This is a genomic window from Puniceispirillum sp. (SeqCode), assembly GCF_965657105.1.
Taxonomy (GTDB): domain Bacteria; phylum Pseudomonadota; class Alphaproteobacteria; order Puniceispirillales; family Puniceispirillaceae; genus Puniceispirillum.
In genome coordinates, this window is record NZ_CBFHNB010000109.1 from 1 (window position 1) to 2,617 (window position 2,617).

At 47.6% G+C, this 2,617-nt stretch carries 3 protein-coding genes; 2 read left to right on the forward strand and 1 reads right to left on the reverse strand.

Features of this window, described 5'->3' with window-relative positions; genetic code table 11:
• A partial coding sequence (locus ACTF7Q_RS10485; protein WP_438997780.1) for a DegT/DnrJ/EryC1/StrS family aminotransferase occupies positions 1 to 1,027 on the forward strand: 1,027 nt, incomplete at its 5' end.
• 102 nt (positions 1,028 to 1,129) lie between these two features.
• On the opposite strand, the gene ACTF7Q_RS10490 is transcribed toward ACTF7Q_RS10485, so the two are convergent.
• Positions 1,130 to 1,471 (reverse strand): hypothetical protein, encoded by a 342-nt coding sequence (locus ACTF7Q_RS10490; protein WP_438997781.1) that lies wholly within the window; start codon positions 1,469 to 1,471, stop codon positions 1,130 to 1,132.
• A gap of 325 nt (positions 1,472 to 1,796) precedes the next feature.
• On the opposite strand from ACTF7Q_RS10490, the gene ACTF7Q_RS10495 reads away from it, so the two are divergent.
• Positions 1,797 to 2,546 (forward strand): hypothetical protein, encoded by a 750-nt coding sequence (locus ACTF7Q_RS10495; protein WP_438997782.1) that lies wholly within the window; start codon positions 1,797 to 1,799, stop codon positions 2,544 to 2,546.
• Positions 2,547 to 2,617: the final 71 nt, after the last annotated feature.

The window sequence follows — 2,617 nt, forward strand, 5'->3', positions numbered from 1 at the left end:
TATGGGGCCCGAAGTCGGCGCGCTTGAAACCCGCCTTGCTGACTGGACTGGCGCTACCCATAACATTGCCTGTTCATCTGGTACCGATGCGTTACTGCTGGCGCTAATGGGCTTGCAACTGCAGCCTGGCGAGGGTGTCATTGTGCCGTCTTTCACCTTTGCCGCCAGCGCCGAGGTGATGCCGGTGATGGGCGCGATTCCGGTCTTTGCCGAGGTCGAACATGACAGCTTTAATCTCGATCCGACCAAGCTTGATGCGGCGTTGGACAGCGCCCGCAAAGCGGGCATCAAGGTTGTTGGCATTATCGGTGTCGGCCTGTTTGGCCAGCCTGCCAATTATCCGGCGATTATGGATTTTGCCGCGTGTCATGATCTGTGGGTTATCGATGATGCAGCGCAAAGTTTCGGGGCAAGCTGGGGCGGCAACATTGTTGGCCAGCTGGCGCATGTGACCTGTACCAGCTTCTTTCCGGCCAAGCCGCTTGGATGCTATGGCGATGGCGGCGCGATCTTTACCAATGATGACAAGATTGCCGAGATCATCCGTTCATGCCGCGTGCATGGCATGGGCAAGACCAAATATGACAATATACGTATTGGCATGACCGGACGGCTGGATACGATGCAGGCGGTTGTGCTGGATGCCAAGCTTGATATTTTCGCCGATGAACTTAGCGCCCGTCAGACGGTGGCTGATCGTTATGCGTCGCGGCTGAGTAATATGGTTGAAATCCCATCTTTATCTGCCGGTGCCACATCAAGCTGGGCGCAATATTCTGTGAAACTGCCACAGGGTAGTGACCGCGATGCGATCTGTGCCAAGCTCGGCGAAGCTGGCGTGCCTACCGCGATCTATTATCCGATCCCGATGCACCAGCAACCGCCCTATCAGCATTATCCGGTGGCCAGCGATGGGCTAGCGGTCACGCATGATCTATGCGCGCGGGTAATGGCCTTGCCGATGCACCCCTATCTGACCGAAGACGCCCAAGACAGCATCGCCGCCGCCCTCCGCACTGTGTTATAGGGGGATGGGTTAGGGGGTCAATGGTGCGGCAACCGGATTGTTGCCCCTAACACGGTCAACATCACGACAACCCCACCAATAATTGTCGACGCTATTGGAACTTCAGACAGAATCAGCCATGCCCAAATGGGTGCCAATGGTGATTCCAACAAGCTGAGGAGGTCTGTCAAAGTTGGTGATAACAGCTTTGATCCTTCCTGTAGGGTGATATACGCCACCATGAAAAACAAGGCGAACAAAGCAAGGATAAGAACTTCGTGAAGCGGCACTGAAAACGGGGTTCCGATAAATGTGCAAAGGAATACCAGCCATCAGCGGAACCGTGGCATAAATCATCACAACGTTAGCGATTGAAGTGAATTTGAATGATGTTATGAAGGCCGCTGTGCTGATAACAGCAATAGTTCCTATCAAGACGCCAAATCGCCAAAAATGAATTGTCATGCCGTTGCCGTGGGCTGGGCTGAGACGGATGTGTAAAAAATTTGCCAAATTAACGTTTTGTTAAAACCTACGTATTAGGCTGAACCGAATGATGCGGCATAGGTGTCGCCATTGGAAGATTATGGTAGCAACGCGCAGAACGGATCGCCTTGCCTCAATCCGCGCAGAAGTAGGTACGGGGTATTTTGATTGTGTTTCTTTAGCTATTTCCGGCGGATCTTCGTCAACTATGGCCATGAAGGATTCGACCAAAAAATCTCAGTTTTAAACTTTAATTTATTCACCTATTGCCAAACAGAAATTTACAAATGGAGGTATTTTTATCATGGATCAAATAAGAGAAGTTTGGGGCATGGATATGCTTAGAAAGCGCATTTCTGGAGAGGATAATCTTGAAGGATATCCTCCTGCAGCTCCATTGCATGAAGAGTCTACTTATCGGTTACTAATGCGCAATGGTTTGGAACAATATGGTGGCAGTTCCATATTTGTTATGGGTATGACAGTGGCAGTGCGACGTGCTGCCAATGAAGTCAGTAATAATGTCATGGCCATAGATGTTAATAATGATGCTATAAGTCTATTAGGGCCAGCTATTGATAAAAAATATAATGAAAAGATTTTAGCAAAAAATTGGTTCGATTTGCCTGATTTTTTGAAAAATAAGGCTGATGTCATAGCTGGAGATGGCATTTTTTGCACTATGGGGTCCACATCTGATTCTATTAAGCTGCTTGGCTGCTTGCGAAGTATTTTGGCCGATCATGGAGCTATGGTGTTGCGCGTTATGGTTGTTCCAGAAAATTTTACTATAGTGGGTATGGCCTTTAACGATATCTTGTACGATTACAGGAGCGGCAAATTGGATGATCCGGAATTTGGATTTGCTATGCGCCTTTGGGGATTTCTAGACGAAGCCTATGAAAAAAATAGCTATATGCTTGACTGCGGGGTGGCTTTTTCTGAATGCAAAAAAATGGTAGAAACAGGTGAAATGTTACAACATGAACTAGATGTAATGAACATAACTTTTTACATCGGAAAAAACTATGTTCCACCAATAAATGTTTGGTAACATATGCTTGTGGAGGCAGTATTTAAGTTTTAAAAAACAACTCTAGAAGGAAAACACTGGTTTCAGTACTT